At 67.9% G+C, this 14,860-nt stretch carries 10 protein-coding genes; 5 read left to right on the forward strand and 5 right to left on the reverse strand.

Annotated elements, in window-relative coordinates; genetic code table 11:
* Positions 1-31 precede the first annotated feature (31 nt).
* Complete coding sequence (locus BLT71_RS07785) at positions 32-1,270, forward strand: L,D-transpeptidase (protein ID WP_091719014.1); 1,239 nt, start codon at positions 32-34, stop codon at positions 1,268-1,270.
* A gap of 2 nt (positions 1,271-1,272) precedes the next feature.
* Here BLT71_RS07785 and BLT71_RS07790 read toward each other — a convergent pair whose 3' ends face one another.
* Entirely contained in the window at positions 1,273-2,073 is an 801-nt protein-coding gene (locus BLT71_RS07790; protein WP_091719016.1) for an RDD family protein, read from the reverse strand.
* A 71-nt stretch (positions 2,074-2,144) separates the two neighbouring features.
* Between BLT71_RS07790 and BLT71_RS07795 the strand changes: the two genes are divergently transcribed.
* Positions 2,145-3,137: a stage II sporulation protein M gene (locus BLT71_RS07795; RefSeq protein ID WP_197676734.1), complete on the forward strand. Its 993-nt coding sequence runs from the start codon at positions 2,145-2,147 to the stop codon at positions 3,135-3,137.
* 126 nt (positions 3,138-3,263) lie between these two features.
* The gene (locus BLT71_RS07800; RefSeq protein ID WP_091719020.1) at positions 3,264-4,526 is read left to right on the forward strand and encodes a TIGR01906 family membrane protein; all 1,263 of its coding nucleotides are present in this window, start codon (positions 3,264-3,266) and stop codon (positions 4,524-4,526) included.
* Here the strand turns inward: BLT71_RS07800 and BLT71_RS07805 are convergent.
* Both BLT71_RS07805 and BLT71_RS07810 read right to left on the reverse strand, forming a co-directional pair.
* On the reverse strand, positions 4,517-6,346 hold the full coding sequence (locus BLT71_RS07805; protein WP_091719022.1) for an AMP-dependent synthetase/ligase: 1,830 nt from the start codon (positions 6,344-6,346) through the stop codon (positions 4,517-4,519). The genes BLT71_RS07800 and BLT71_RS07805 overlap by 10 nt on opposite strands.
* A gap of 67 nt (positions 6,347-6,413) precedes the next feature.
* Positions 6,414-8,168: a dolichyl-phosphate-mannose--protein mannosyltransferase gene (locus tag BLT71_RS07810; protein ID WP_091719024.1), complete on the reverse strand. Its 1,755-nt coding sequence runs from the start codon at positions 8,166-8,168 to the stop codon at positions 6,414-6,416.
* A 46-nt stretch (positions 8,169-8,214) separates the two neighbouring features.
* Here BLT71_RS07810 and rsmI point away from each other — a divergent pair, with 46 nt between their 5' ends.
* Positions 8,215-9,090 (forward strand): 16S rRNA (cytidine(1402)-2'-O)-methyltransferase, encoded by an 876-nt coding sequence (gene rsmI, locus BLT71_RS07815; protein ID WP_091719026.1) that lies wholly within the window; start codon positions 8,215-8,217, stop codon positions 9,088-9,090.
* A gap of 195 nt (positions 9,091-9,285) precedes the next feature.
* A complete protein-coding gene (locus BLT71_RS07820) occupies positions 9,286-10,785 on the forward strand; it encodes an NAD-dependent succinate-semialdehyde dehydrogenase (RefSeq protein ID WP_091719027.1) in 1,500 nt (499 codons plus the stop codon).
* A gap of 48 nt (positions 10,786-10,833) precedes the next feature.
* On the opposite strand, the gene BLT71_RS07825 is transcribed toward BLT71_RS07820, so the two are convergent.
* Both BLT71_RS07825 and BLT71_RS07830 read right to left on the reverse strand, forming a co-directional pair.
* The gene (locus BLT71_RS07825) at positions 10,834-13,380 is read right to left on the reverse strand and encodes a DUF3488 and transglutaminase-like domain-containing protein (protein ID WP_091719029.1); all 2,547 of its coding nucleotides are present in this window, start codon (positions 13,378-13,380) and stop codon (positions 10,834-10,836) included.
* Entirely contained in the window at positions 13,377-14,852 is a 1,476-nt protein-coding gene (locus BLT71_RS07830; protein WP_091719031.1) for a DUF58 domain-containing protein, read from the reverse strand. Before BLT71_RS07830 ends, BLT71_RS07825 begins: the two co-directional genes overlap by 4 nt.
* Positions 14,853-14,860: the final 8 nt, after the last annotated feature.

The raw sequence follows: 14,860 nt of genomic DNA on the forward strand, positions 1-14,860 counted from the left end.
GGCCGTTACTTCCAGCGCCTAGGATCTGATAATGGAGCCTGAAGTCCAGCCCCGCCGCCCCCGGTCCCTCAAGAAGATGCTCATCATCGCCGTGGTGTGCATCCTCGCGGCTGCCGGCGGCGTGTTCGCCGCCGTCGCGCCCGGTCTTGCCGGCGGGGACCTGGAATCCGAAGCCGGGTCCGCTACCCGGACCTCTCCCGGCATCGCCTCACCGGTGGTGGCTGCGGTGAAGTCCGAGGCTTCCCCGGCCAACGGCGCCAAGCAGGTCAACCCCGCGGCCCCCGTGTCGTTGAAGATCAGCAACGGCACCATCGAGCGCGTAACGCTGACCAGCACTGCCGGCGAAAAGGTGGATGGCAGCATCGACCCTGCAGGCACCGGATGGACCGCCACCGCGCCGCTGAAGTTCAACACCGACTACAGCTACACGTTCGTGGTGAAGGACGGCGCGGGACGCGAAACGAGCACCACCCAGCAGTTCAGCACCGTCTCCAGTTCGCACGAGGCTGACGCCGCCGTGTACCCGCTGGACGGAATGAAGGTGGGCGTGGGCCAGCCGCTGCAGATCATCTTCAGCGAACCCGTACTCAACCGGGACGCCGTGGAGAAGGCCATCAAGATCACCAGCAGCGCCGGGCAGGTGGGCGCTTTCCACTGGTACAGCGACAAGATGGTGCGGTACCGGGCGGAAAACTTCTGGGCCGCGAATTCCACCGTCACCATGGACATGCAGATGTTCGGCGTGGACCTGGGCAACGGCCAGATCGCCAACTTCGACAAAAAAGTGAAGGTCAACATCGGGGACAAGAAGGTGGCCGTGGCGGACGCCACCGCACACACCTTCACCCTCAGCGTGAACGACCAGCCGGTGAAGACCCTGCCCGTCAGCATGGGGGACAAGCGGTTCCCGTCAGCCCGCGGCTACGGGGTCCTCATGGAAAAGAACCGGTTCGACCACTTCCGCGCCTCCAGCATCGGGCTGAAACCCGGCGACCCGGCCTACTACGGTGACGTGGATGTGGAGTACACCATAAGGCTGACGCTCAGCGGGGCCTACATCCACCAGGCGCTTGAATCCGCCTTCCCTTACATCGGCAATACGAACGTCTCGCACGGCTGCATCGGGTTCGCCCCCGACGGCGCCGCCTGGGTCTTCGACAACATGGGCACCGGCGACGTGGTCAACATCATTAACACCGAGGGGGACTACGCCGCCCACGATGACGGGTACGGCGACTGGAACATCCCCTGGGCTGAATACGACAACTGACGTCAGCTGCCGAAAGGCAGCCGCTGCAGCCGCTCGCCGACCTCCGTGTTGCGTTGGCGCTGCCGGGCAAGTTTGGTGAGTTCCCGGTTCCGCCGCTCGGCCACGACGGCGGCAAGGTAGTCGTCCGGGCCTGTCCCCGGCGGCGGCCCGGGGGCCACGTGGGCGGCGAGTTCGGTGGCGATGGACGCGGCCATGCCTGCCCGGGAGAGCGGCGCCATTCTGGCGGCCTGGCGGATGAACTGGGACGCCCGGCGTGCGGTGGCATCCGGTATGCGGCCGATGTCCGCCGTCCGGGCCCAGGCGCGCAGGCCTGGCGGGATGGAGACCGGAACCGGCCGCTCGGCAGCGACCCTGGTACGGATTGCGTAGGTTCCCGCCATCAGGTCGCCCAGCCGCCGTGACTTGTCGTTGAAAAGTGCCACGGCAAGGGCCAGGCCGCCGAACGTCAGGTAGACCTCGAGGAAGCCGGTCAGTCCACGGATCAGGGCGTGCCGGAAACGGATGGCCCCGCCGTCGTCCCGCACCACCCGGAGGCCTGCGGCAAGCTTGCCCAGGGACAGGCCCCGGCTCAGTGTTTCCAGCCCCACCGGGACAACCACCAGGCAGAAGACCACGCTGCACAGGACCAGCGCACGCATGGCGGCCTCGTCAAGGTCTTCGCCGGCTGTGGCGAGGCCGATCAGGATGACCACCAGTAGGACCACATTGAAGAGGACGTCGAGGAACAGTCCCAGGGCGCGCGCCGCAAAGGAGGCGGGGCGCAGTTCCAGGACCACGGCCTCACCGGTGATGATCGATCCCACGTGCGTATCCGTTTCCTTGCGGCTATGGTGCAGTCGGTCAAAGTCTAGTGCGGTGCCGCTAGGCTGGTGCCGTGGATATGGACGCCTTCTCCGCCGTCAACGCGGACAAGTGGTCGCGGCTGCACGAGCTTGCCCACAAGGGCAAGCTCAGCGGACCGGAGGCCGATGAGTTGCTTGCCCTGTACCAGGCCACATCCGCCCACCTGTCACTCATCCGCTCGGTTGCCCCGGAAAGCGGCCTGTCAGCATCCCTGTCAGCCACCCTGGCGCAGGCACGGACACGGTTCACCGGTGCACGGTCAAACCCCATGGCAGACCTCGAGCGGTTCTTCGTCCTCGCGCTGCCGGCAGCGTTCTACCGCCTGGCGTGGCTGACGCTTGCCTGTGGGGCCGCCTTCCTCATCATTGGCGCCGCCTACGCGGTCTGGATCGGATCGTCGCCCGAGGCCCTGCGCGCGGTGGCTTCGGAGGCTGCGGCCAAGCAGTACGTCGAAGAAGACTTCATTGACTACTACTCAGAGAACCCTGCCGCTTCCTTCGCAGGGGCAGTGTGGACCAACAACGCCTGGATCAGTGCCCAGGCTGTTGCCCTGGGCATCACCGGTGTGTGGGTGCCCATCATCCTCTTCACCAATGCCCAAGGCGTAGGTGTGGCGGCTGGCATTTTTGCCGCTGCCGGCAAGTCGGACGTCTTCTTCAGCTACATCCTTCCGCACGGCCTCATGGAACTCACCGCCGTCTTCATTGCCTGTGCCGCTGGCCTGCGGATCTTCTGGGCCATGGTGTCGCCGGGGCCACGAACCAGGCTGCGGGCTGTGGCGGAGGAAGGCCGTTCACTGGTCACCGTGGCGCTGGGCCTGGTCCTGGTGCTCTTCGTGTCCGGCCTCGTGGAAGGGTTCGTCACGCCCAGCCCGCTTCCAGTCTGGGCGAAGATTGCCATCGGCGCCGCCGTGCTGGCCTGCTACTGGACGTACGCCCTGGTATGGGGCCGCCGCGCCTACCTGGCGGGGGAGCGGGGCGACCTGCGCCGCGAGGATGCAGGCTACACCGAAATCGCTGCCTGAATCGTTGTAATTGCGCCGGGGTGGTTCCTCGCCCGCGTCAAGGAGCGGGCGGTAGGCTCGACAACAGATGAAGCGCGCCAGCCTATCCCAGCGCGGCGCGGACACCCCAACGGAAGTGACGCTGTTGTGAAAGACGAGACCCCGGCCCGCGCCAAAAGCGCCAAGCCGCAGCCCGAACCTTTCCTGGATACGTCAGGGGACTCGGACGAGCCCGCCTTCTCCTGGATGGCGGCTGACGCGGCGGACAACGGAGACACCGGCAAGGACACCACCCCGCGGGACCGGACCGTCAATGACGGCACCGGAAAGGAATCCCCGGCACTGGCGCGCACCGCCGACGGCGCCGGAAAGGGGAGCCCGACGCCGGCACGCACCGGGGATGGGACCGTCACGGAAGGCGCGGCCACGCCCGTGGACCAGCAGCCGGACAGCAGGTCCGGCCGCCGCGCCGCGGAAGCCGCCGACGAATCAGCCACCCAAAAACCTGCGGCCGTGCAGTCCCCTGCCGCCGGGACTTCCGCCGCAGGGTCCTCTGCTGCGGCACAATCCACCAGCAAGCCTGCCGGCAAGGGCGACGGCGGGTCGTTCCGCGAGCCGCTCCCCACGTCAGCGCTTTCTGTCCGCCCACCCGAAGAGGAAGTGGCGCGGCGCAACGCCGAGCGTGAGAGCGCGGCCAACGCCAAGCCGGTGGCACCGAGGGTCATGCAGGTCCTCCTTGCCATCTTCTTCCCGGTGGTCCTCCTGGTGCTCGCCGTCCGCGCAGTGACCAGCCCGCTGTTCCTGTGGATCGAATACAACCGCCCCGGGTTTCCCGGCGACGGCTACGGGTTCAGCACGGACGACAGGATGACCTACGGCTCCTACGCCGTCGACTACCTGAGCAACTGGGCCGGTCCGCGCTACCTCGGCGACCTGGTGCACCGCAGCGGCGACAAACTGTTCAAGGACGGCGAAGTCAGCCACATGGCCGACGTCAAGACCGTGATCCTTTCCACCTTCGGAGCGGGCACCCTGCTGCTGATCCTGGGCGTCATTGCCGTCCTGTATCTGCGCAAGCGCAGCGCCGGGGGAGTCCGGCGGGGCCTCTTCGCCGGGTCCATTGTCACGCTGGTCCTCATCCTGGGACTCGGCACGCTGGCGTTCCTGGGCTGGCAGCAGTTCTTCACCGAGTTCCACCGGATCTTCTTCGCTGACGGATCCTGGACCTTCAGCCTCGATGACACCCTGATCCGGCTGTTCCCCGGCCAGTTCTGGATGGACGCAGGCATTGTGATCGGGGGCCTGGTGCTCCTCGTGTCGCTGGTGACCCTGATCCTCACCTGGCCCACGCGCCGCCGTCGCGGCGTGGCCCGGACAGCGGAGGAACCCGCGGAGCCCGCTCAGGCGTAAAGTTTCGCTATCTCGGCGTCAAAATCGCTGACGACGGCGGACCGCTTCAGCTTCAGCGACGGCGTCAGGTGGCCGGATTCCACTGTGAACTCCGTGTCCAGGAGCGTGAACCGGCGGATGGATTCGGCCTTTGAGACCGAAAGGTTGGCGTGGTCCACCGCTTCCTGGACGGCCGCGAGGACCTCGGCGTCTGTGACGGCGGCCTGGCGCTCCAGTGGCTGCATCCCGCGCTCCGACCTCCAGTCGGCCAGCCCGTCCGGGTCCAGCGTGATCAGCGCCGACACGAACTTCTGGCCGTCACCCACCACCACGGCGTGGCCCACCAGCTGGTGCGCCCTGATGGTGTCTTCGAGTGGCCCAGGGGCGACGTTCTTTCCGCCGGCCGTGACCAGGATGTCCTTCTTCCGGCCCGTGACAGTGAGGAAGCCGTCCGGGTCCAGCTCCCCGAGGTCCCCGGTGCGGAAGAAGCCATCCACGAACGCCTCGGCATTGGCCTGTGGGTTGTTGTGGTACCCCTTGAACACGCCAATGCCTTTGACCAGGATCTCGCCATCCTGGGCCACCCTGATAGTGGTGCCTGGAATCGGAATGCCCACGGACCCGACGCGCGTCCGGGTGGGCGTGTTGGCTGTGCACGGCGCGGTGGTTTCGGTCAGGCCGTACCCTTCCAGCACCGGGATGCCTGCACCGCGAAAGAAGTGTGCGTCCTCCAGGGAAAGGTGGCTGGCTCCGGACACGGTGTAACCCACCTGGCCGCCCAGTGCCTGGCGCAGTCGGGGATAGAGCAGCCGGTCGAAAAGGCCGTGCCGGACCCGCAGGACGAACCCGGGCCCGGACCCCTCGCCGCGGCTTTGCCGGTCCTGTTCGGTGGAGTAGGAGATCGCTGCAGCCACGGCCGCGTGGAAGAGCCGGCCCTTCCCGGCCAGTGCTGCCTTATGCGCCGCGGTGGCGCGGACCTTTTCGAAGATCCGGGGGACCACCAGCAGGAAGGTGGGCTTGAACGTGCCCAGGTCCTCCAGCAGCTGCGCGGCGCCCTGGGTGTGTCCCAGGGTGGCCCCGGCGGAGAGGCAGACCACCTGCACCGCCCGGGCAAGGACGTGGGCGAGTGGCAGGAACATCAGGGTCCGGGACTGGTCCTGGACCAGGAGCTCCGGCAGGAATGCCACGATGTTCCGGGCCACCAGCGCGAAGTTGCCGTGGGTGATCTCGCACCCTTTGGGGCTGCCGGTGGTGCCGGACGTGTAGACCAGGGACGCGACGTCGTCGAGGCCCGCCGTGCTCCGCTGCCGTTCGAGTTCGGCGTCGCTGACTCCCGCCCCCGCAGCCGAAACGCTGGCGAGGTGCGGCGCTTCGCCGTCGTAATCCATGCGTATGACGTTGACCAAACGGTCCCGGAGCGTGGCCGAGCCGGCCACCACGCCGCTGACAAGTTCCGCCGTGGCATGGTCCTGGACAAAGACGCGGCGCGCTCCGGCATCGCGGAGGATCCAGTCCACCTGGCTGGCTGAGGATGTTTCGTAGATGGGTACGGTCACTCCGCCGGCGAACCAGATGGCGAAATCCACCAGGGTCCACTCGTAGGAGGTGGCAGACATGACGGCGACAGTGTCGCCCGGTTCGAGCCCGCCGGCGATCAGCCCCTTGGCGAGTGCGCTGACGTCCTGCAGGAACTTTCCGGCCGGTACATCCACCCACCCGTTCGGCCCTTTGCGCCGGTATAGAGCATGGGCGGGGTTGGCGGCGTGCCGTTCCAGCAACAGGTCGGTCACGTTGCTGGCGGCGTCCAGCCCGACCAACAGTTCAGTGCTTGCTTCTCTCACAACAGGTCTCCGTTCCGCAGCCAGGCCGCGGCAGCGGCGTCCATTTGGGGTCTGATGCCATCCTGCCCTAGATCCATGACGGCATCCACATGCGGACCCTCCAGGCGTCGTAGGGGATGACCTCCGCTGCCCATACAGGGTAGAAGAAGGCGGACAGCATGATCGCTGCCGCCACGAACAGGACCACCAGATACAGCCCCGAGCGGCGGCGCCACGGAGGATCGGACGCCCTGCCGAGGACAAGGCCCAGGCAATAGGCAAGAGCCAGCACCAGGAAGGGCTCGAAAGACACCGCGTAGAAATAGAACATCGTCCGGTCCGGATACATGAACCACGGCAGGTACCCTGCGGCAACGCCGGCCAGTATGGCGCCGGCGCGCCAGTCGCGCCGGCCCGCCCACCAGAACAGCAGGACAACCAGGGAGATGGCCGCAGCCCACCAGATCAGGGGGTTGCCCACGGACAGGATGGCCGAGGTGCACTTGGCGACGTCGCAGCCGGGGGTGCCCTGCTGCGGGGATTCATAGAAGAACGACGTCGGCCGGCCCAGTACCAGCCAGCTCCAGGCGCTGGCCTCGTAAGGATGCTCGGAACTCAGGCCCTGGTGGAAGGTGTAGGCCTCCTGGTGGTAATGGGCGAGTGACCGCACAGCGTCCGGCAACCAGCCCCACGTTGCTGAGGGGTTGTTTTCTGCCCAGTGGCGGAAGTAGCCGTTGTCGGACCGGAACCAGCCGATCCACGTCAGCGAGTAAACGACGGCGGCCACCGGAACCGTACTGAAGAACGCGGGGAGGCCGTCCTTGATGATTCCGCCGCTGATCCAGCCCCGGATGCCAGCCACCCGCCGCGCATTGAGGTCCCAGAAGACGGTGAGCAGCCCGAAGCCCGCCAGGAAGAACAGGCCGGACCACTTGGTGCCGACGGCCAGGCCAAGGCAGACGCCGGCGCTGATGCGCCACCAGCGGACGCCAAGCCACGGGCCGGACAGCAGTTCTGCCACCGGCGGACGTCCGCCGTTGCGTGCCGCGGCAGCGGCCAGCCGGGCAGCGAGCCTCCGCCGGCCATCGTCCCGGTCCATCAGGAGCGCCCCGAATGCCGCCAGGATCCAGAACATCAGGAAGATGTCCAGCAGTGAGGTGCGTGACATCACCAAGTGGTGTCCGTCCACCGCCAGCAGCAGGCCGGCGGCTCCGGCCAGAGGGAGTGACCTGAAGAGCTTGAGGGCGATGAGGGAGACCAGCAGCACCGAGAGGGTTCCGGTGAGGGCCGCCGCGAAGCGCCAGCCGAAGGGGTTGTCCGAGCCGAAAAGCGCCATTCCGGCGGCGATCATCCACTTGCCTACCGGCGGATGGACAACGTATTCGGGGGAGTTCAACAGGACATCCGGGTTGCCGGCATTAAAGGAGTCGTTCGCCTTGTCCGGCCAGCTGCGCTCGTAGCCGCTGATGAGGTAGGAGTAGGCGTCCTTGACGTAGTACGTCTCGTCGAAGACCAGCTTGTGCGGGGCGTCCAGGCGGAAGAAGCGGAGGATTCCCGCCACCACCGCCGTGAAGACGGGCACCAGGACGAACCAGATCCGCAGCGATGGCGGGTACTCCCGCCATGACCGGACATTGCCCAGCAGCCGCGCCCGGAGCCCGTCGGCGCTGAAGGCCTCCGCCGGACGGACCACCCACGGCCGGGACCTGCCGCGGCCGGACCGGAGCGGACCTTGTTCACCAACCCCTGAAAGGGTGCCTGCAGACGCCGCGGGAGCGGGTTGTCCGGCTCCGGATTCTCCGGCTCCGGGCCGCCGCGTCGAGGTCTGCGTCACGAGCCCCATGCTACCTTTTGCGGCTGGCAGTCCTTCCCAGCAGTAGGCTGGTGGCGTGGATTCTTCCCCCAACACCTCACCAGCCGCCAGCCCTGCTGCCCCAGGGCGCATCGTCCTTGCCGCCACGCCCATCGGAAATGTCGGCGACGCCTCCGCGCGCCTGGTTGAGCTCCTGGGGACAGCGGACATTGTTGCCGCGGAGGACACCCGCCGGCTGCACCGCCTGGTCCAAAGCCTCGGCGTCACTGTGGCCGGAAGGATCATCAGCTACCACGAGCACAACGAAGCGACCCGCACCGCGGAACTCCTCGACCAGGTCCGGACGGGCAGCACGCTGGTGATGGTGACCGACGCAGGAATGCCGTCGGTATCCGATCCTGGTTTCCGGTTGGTGGAAGGTGCGGTTGCCGCCGGACTGACGGTCACCGCCGTCCCCGGCCCGTCCGCCGTCCTTACTGCCCTGGCGCTGTCCGGCCTGCCGACTGACCGGTTTTGCTTTGAGGGTTTCCTCCCTCGGAAAGCCGGTGAACGCGCCGGACGGCTGGCAGACCTCACCGGTGAGCGCCGGACCATGGTGTTCTTCGAGGCGCCGCACCGGCTTGAGGCAATGCTCCGTGCGCTGCGCGAGCGTTTCGGGCCGGACCGGCCCGTCGCGGTCTGCCGGGAGCTGACCAAGACTTATGAGGAAGTCATCCGGGGCTCCCTCGATGAGCTGCTGCACTGGGCCGAAAACAACGAGGTCCGCGGCGAGATTGCCGTGGTCCTCGGTGGCGCGCCGGAGCAGGCCGCCGGCACGCCGGAGGACCACGTGGCGGCGGTGAACGAACTGGTGGCCCAGGGCATCAGGCTCAAGGAAGCAGTGGCTGCCGTGGCAGAGGACGTCAGGGTCAGCAAACGGGAGCTGTATTCGGCCGTCCTTGCCGCCCGCTGAGGCCACCTCGAACCCGTACGGCGCGTGCTGGGAAAGTGCTGTGCAGCTGCACAGTAAACCCGTGATTGGGCAGTGCGCCGGAGCGTAGACCCCTCCTCCGTGCCCGCAGTAGTGTGACAGTTAATCGGCCTCCGTCGCTCCGCCGCTACGGCAGGACACCACGGCCGCCACAACCCTACTGACGAGGGAGTCATCGTGACTGTTACTGCACAGGCCGCTGTTACCGCCGAGCGTGAAAGCCGGCTTCTGGCCTCCGTTCCCACCGGTTTGCTGATCAATGGCGAGTGGCGTGAAGCCGCTTCCGGGAAGACGTTCGACGTCGAGGATCCCGCGACCGGCAAGGTGCTTCTGAGCATTGCCGACGCCGGCGCCGAAGATGGTGCCGCGGCCCTGGACGCTGCGGTGGCTGCGCAGGAGTCCTGGGCAAAGGTTCCGCCGCGTGAGCGTGGGGAGATCCTGCGCCGGGCATTCGAGCTTGTGACCGAGCGCGCCGAGGACTTCGCGCTGCTGATGACCATGGAGATGGGCAAGCCCCTGGCCGAGGCCCGCGGCGAGGTCACCTACGGCGCAGAGTTCCTGCGTTGGTTCTCCGAGGAAGCGGTCCGCGCGTTCGGCCGCTACTCCGTTGCCCCTGACGGCAAGTCCCGCCTGCTGGTGACCAAGAAGCCTGTTGGCCCGTGCCTGCTGATCACGCCGTGGAACTTCCCGCTGGCCATGGCCACCCGCAAGATCGCACCGGCCGTCGCCGCCGGCTGCACCATGGTCCTGAAATCGGCCAACCTGACGCCACTGACGTCGCAGCTGTTCGCCGCCGTGATGCAGGAAGCCGGGCTGCCCGCCGGTGTCCTGAACGTCATTCCGACCTCAACCGCCGGCGCCACGACCGGTCCGCTGATCAAGGACGCCCGGCTGCGGAAGCTTTCCTTCACCGGGTCCACCGAAGTGGGCCGCCGGCTGCTTGCCGATGCGTCTGAAACCGTACTCCGGACCTCGATGGAACTCGGCGGCAATGCCCCGTTCGTCGTCTTCGAGGATGCTGACCTGGATGCTGCCGTCGCCGGTGCAATGCTGGCCAAGCTGCGCAACATGGGTGAGGCCTGCACCGCTGCAAACCGGTTCATCGTGCACGAATCCGTTGCCAGCGAGTTCGCGGAGAAGTTCGCCGCGAAGATGAAGGAGATGACCACCGCCCGCGGCACCGAGCCCGAGTCCAAGGTGGGCCCGCTGATCGATGCCAAGAGCCGCGACAAGGTCCACGAACTGGTTTCCGACGCCGTTGCCTCCGGCGCGAAGGCTGTCCTGGGCGGCGCCCCGGTGGATGGCCCCGGCTACTTCTACCAGCCCACCATCCTCTCGGGAGTCAGCGAAGGCACCCGGATCCTTTCGGAGGAAATCTTCGGCCCGGTGGCCCCCATCATCACGTTTTCCAGCGAGGACGACGCCGTACGCCTGGCCAACAACACCGAATATGGCCTGGTGGCGTACGTCTTCACCAAGGACCTCAACCGGGGCATCCGGATGGGTGAACGCCTCGAAACGGGCATGCTCGGCCTGAACGCCGGCGTGATTTCCAACGCCGCGGCACCGTTCGGCGGCGTCAAGCAGTCCGGCCTGGGCCGTGAAGGCGGGCTCGAAGGTATCGAGGAGTACCTCTACACCCAGTACATCGGCATCGCCGACCCCTACGCGGGCTAGCCTCCTCCGCCGGCAGGAGGCCCGGCGAACGTGGCGGGATCGCCGCAGTCAGTTGCCCTCCTGCTCGCGGATGCCGCCGTGCGCAGTCCACCCTGGTTCGACCGGGCGGGCGCGCACGGTGGCTTCTGCCATGGTCTCCGCGCGCCGCGTCCACGCGCGGCCCGCGAGCCTGGCTGGAGCGGTGGCGAGCCTGCCCAGCCGGCCCATGACGGAGGGCGGCAGCCACCTGGCCCGCCACCGCTGCAGCAGCGTTGCGTTGGCCCGCAGCGAATCCTCAAGCGGCCCCAGCTGTCCGGGCGCTTCGGCGGCACCAGGCGAACCCGCAGCGCGGCCGGGGACTGACGACCCGGCGTCGGATTCCAAGCGACCGTCAGCCTGCTCCGGCGGCCGGCCGTACCTGCGCCGTTCGAAGGCCGCCGTAACGGCGGCAACGGCACGGTGCGCCGCCTCATCCATGCCGTCCGGCTCGCCCAGCAGCGAACTGCGGAGGCGCGAGGCATAGGCGCGCGGTGATTCACTGGTGCCGGCCGGGAGACCGTAGTCCCGGCCAAGGTCCAGCAACTCGCTCCATGCCAGCGGAACGGCATCAGCGGCGTTCCTTGGCCGGAGGCGCCGCGCACGGATTCCGGCGCGCACCAGCCGCGGCGACGCCGCGAGCAGGAGCACGCCCAGCACGCCGCCTGTTCCCAGCAGCCAGGGCACCACCTGTGCGCCGGCGTCAGTGCTTCCGCCGCCAACACCCGGGGCCGGCACCGGAGTGGCACTGGGAGCCGGTGACGGAGCCGGGGCGGGATCGGGGACGAGGCCATCATTGTTTTCAACGGAGCCCGGTGCTGCAGGGGACGAGGTTTCGCTGGCGTAGTCCGGCACCACGCCACGGGACGGCGTGGGCTCGAACGGCACCCAGCCCAGTCCCTGGAAGTACAGTTCCGGCCAGGCGTGCGCATCCCGCGCGTCCACCTCGTACTCCGACAGCTCGCCCTGGCCGGCAACGGTTACCGTGGCACCGGTCAGCCTGCCCGGCGCATACCCCACCGCGATCCGGCTGGGGATCCCCTCCAACCGTGCCATCACCGCCATCGCCGAGGCGTAGTGGATGCAGTATCCGCTCTTCTGCTCCAGGAAGTCGGACAGGACGGACAGGCCGTTGCCGTCATAGCCGCCCTGCACAGGCGACTGCAGGGAATACGTGAACTCCGATGAACGCAGGTAGCGCTGGATGGCCATTGCTTTCTCATACGGCGTGGTGCCCGCACCGGCTACGCGCCCGGCGGTGGTCCGGACGATCTCCGGCACGTTCCCGGGGATCCGCGTGAAGTCGTCCGGAACGTCCCGCACCGGAGCGGAAGACCGCTCCAGCAGCGCTGCCGTCAGGTTGGGCACCGACGATGTCACCACGTACTCCTGGCGCCGGGAGGCTGTGGCGTCGGAGCCCTTGATGCTCAGTGTGGCGGGGTCCCAGGTCCACCGGCCGTTGAGGCCGCGGACCGTCTCCGGGGCGTAGGGGGCCGGAAGGTACGGGCTGCTGAAGGTGCCGGTGTCGATGGCCGTGACCTGCTGCTGTTCGTCGGCGAGGATCGCGTAGCCGGGATCGATCTGTCCGCCCAGTGGCAGCCGCGATGCGGTGCGGTCGTCCGGGCCCCAGGATTCGCCGTCGAAATGGTCCACCGTGACGGACCTCAGGTACAGGGGAGCGGTGGCACTGGTGGCGTAGGTGATCCGGCCGCTGCCGTCCGGTGTCCGCAGGCTGTTCCCCAGCGTGATCATGGGATTCAGGCCGGTTCCGGTTCCCCACGGATTGAGCCGTGAGCCCTGCGGGAAGGTGCCCTGGTCGAAGCCGGGGACAGCCAGCGGTACCACCAGGGTGGCGGCCAGCGCCACGGCTCCGGTGAGGGCGGCCCGGCGAAGCTGCCCCGGGTTCCGTGCAGTCCCGCCCTGGCTGCGGAAGTCGGGAGCAAACCACTGGCTGCAGGCCAGGATCATCAGGTAACCGGCCACCGTTGCAACGAATCCCCAGAAACCGACGCTTTGCGGCTTGATCATTGCCGGTACCACCAGGATGGCCAGCAGCCCCATGCCGGTGGCCGCGGGCATGCCGAGCGGGACGGCCAGGGCATCCACCAGGATCACTGCCAGTCCGAGGACGGCGCAGATCACCATGACGATGCCCACGTTGGGTGCAACGGGTGCGGTCTCCGACAGGACGGTTTCGCTGGCACGGCGGATCAGCTGGTTGACGTCGGAAAACGTCGCGGCGCTGGGAATCACCCCCAGAATGCTTGACCCGCGGAAGAACGTCAGCGTGAGGATGGCCCCGAGCGAGAGGAAGCCGCCCGCGGTGACCAGCAGCGGCGCTGCGCGCAGTGCCCGAAGCCCGGCAAGCGTAAAGCCCACCGCGCCAACGGTGGTGGCCACCGGCCAATACCAGGCCCAGCCACGCAGGACCCCGTTCAGGGACAGGGCAGCCCCGCAGACTGCCAGCACGATGGCTGCGGCCATGGCCCAGGGGTAGGCGCCCACGCGGGCGGGTCTTGAACCGTCAGTCGGTGTGGACTGCGTACCCGTTCCCGGAGTCCGGGCCGGCGCCATGGTCATCGGACCACCCCCGCGCCGCGGCTGGCGTCGCCGGCCGGGGCGGGCAACGGCATGTCCTGGTCGAACGATCCCCAGGCAGCAGCGGTGCCCACGGAGGCGGGGACGGCCACGGCGCGCCATCCGCCCTGTCGCAGGGTCTCCAGCGCGGGGGAGAAGTCTTCGGGTTTCTCAGCCACGATGACGGCAAAGGCATTGGTTCCGTAGCTGGCTGCGGGTGCCAGGGCGGTTGCCTCTTCGGGCGAAATGCGGCCCAGGACCGCAATCAGTGGCCCGCGCATGCGGTGCGCGGACAGCTTGTCCATGAGCCTGTCGTCGAAGGCGGCGGGTCCCGCATCCTGGCCATTGCGGCTGCGGGGGCGCAGCAGTGCCGGAGCGGAAACCGGCCCGGCGGACGGACGGAACCTGCCATTGGTCCGGACGTGGTGCGGCCCCGTGAGCTGGATGGCAGCGAGGCTCTCTGCGATGGACTGCAGCCCTGACGCGCCGCCGTATTCCTCTGACTCCGGTTCCGGCGCCGAGGGCGAATGCAGGAAGGCGGGCTCGCCGCGGACATCCAGGAAGCGCAGGCCGTAGTTCCGCTCTGCCAGGTGTGCGCTGATGGACATTGCCGCCACCACCGACCATTCAAACGTCCGGCTGGTCAGCATGGAATGCCCGTCCTGGCTGGCTTGGCCGGCCTGGCCGGCCAGACCGCCGGCAGCGGTGGAACCACTGGAGAATGCCCCGAACCGGTGGTCCAGGATAATCGTGGCCTCCGGCGTGGTGACGGATTCTTCCTGGCGGACCATCAGCGAACCGTGCCGGGCGGTGGCCGCCCAGTGGACCCTTCGCATGGGGTCGCCGTGACGGTATTCGCGCGTCATGACGTCGTCGTCGCTGGGGTTGGCGCGGGTCCTGGTTGCCGTCACGCCATCGTTCCCGCGCGCGCCGGCCAGGCCGGTAGCGGGGAGTACGACGGCGGCCGGCGTCACGGTGAGCGTGTCGCCGTCGTCGATGGACTGGCGGTGCAGTGACAACCCGAAGGGGTCCGTGAACTCGGCGGTGACCGGCCCAATGCGGAATTGGCCGCGCTGCTCCGAACGCAGGTGGTATTCATAGCGGCTGGTACCGCCGGATGCCGTACGCGAGGGAAACCTGAACGAGGGCGAAGAACCGAACCGCGGCGGCAAGCGTTCCTCCATGCTGGCCCGGCCGCTGCCTGCACCGGTCCGCGCCACGGCAAGGCGCACGGTGGTGGGGGAGGACGTTTCCACCGGCGAAGGATGGAACTCCCGATACACCCGGAAACGGGGCTTCACCAACCGGATACCGGCCAGCGAAACCAGCGGGAGGACCAGCAGCAGGATGCTGAGGGTCAGAAGGTCCCTGCGTCCCATGATCTGGGCGGCGGCAAGGGTGAAGCCCCCGGCAGCAAGCATGCCCCACCCCCGTGCGGTGAATAGGTGCTGGGGCAGTCTGTCCAGGAGGGCCATGGCGTACC

The sequence above is a fragment of the Pseudarthrobacter equi genome, assembly GCF_900105535.1.
Taxonomy (GTDB): Bacteria; Actinomycetota; Actinomycetes; order Actinomycetales; family Micrococcaceae; genus Arthrobacter; species Arthrobacter equi.

Coding starts and splice junctions, on each gene's coding strand:
- BLT71_RS07825 (WP_091719029.1), bottom strand. CDS start 13,380: ATGACCATGGCGCCGGCCCGGACTCCGGGAACGGGTACGCAGTCCACA.
- BLT71_RS07830 (WP_091719031.1), bottom strand. CDS start 14,852: ATGGCCCTCCTGGACAGACTGCCCCAGCACCTATTCACCGCACGGGGG.
- BLT71_RS07785 (WP_091719014.1), top strand. CDS start 32: ATGGAGCCTGAAGTCCAGCCCCGCCGCCCCCGGTCCCTCAAGAAGATG.
- BLT71_RS07810 (WP_091719024.1), bottom strand. CDS start 8,168: ATGGGGCTCGTGACGCAGACCTCGACGCGGCGGCCCGGAGCCGGAGAA.